Here is a 241-nt window from a genome sequence, read left to right as displayed (position 1 = left end):
AACGTCCCTTACGGGACATGCCCATCGTTCAGTTTTGAGAGCTCGTCTCTCAGTCTCGTAAGAGACACTCGCACCTTGAAAACTGAAGACATCAACAAGACATCAAACTTTTTATAACCATGTCATTAGACGTGTGTTCTTAGAATACCAACGCTAGATCAAGGTATGAAGGGCGTACGGTGGATGCCTTGGCACTAGGAGCCGATGAAGGACGCGACGAACAGCGATATGCTTCGGGGAG

Annotated in this window: 1 rRNA gene; it reads left to right on the top strand. The window is 48.1% G+C overall.

The features are described 5' to 3' along the window. Positions 1 to 156 precede the first annotated feature (156 nt). Positions 157 to 241 (top strand): 23S ribosomal RNA (locus AYO36_RS14065); the annotation flags it as partial.

This window comes from Exiguobacterium sp. KKBO11 (genome assembly GCF_001644945.1).
GTDB classification, from domain to species: domain Bacteria; phylum Bacillota; class Bacilli; order Exiguobacteriales; family Exiguobacteriaceae; genus Exiguobacterium_A; species Exiguobacterium_A abrahamii.
Note: the sequence above shows the minus strand (reverse complement) of the source record. Positions and strands in the feature narration are given on the sequence as shown.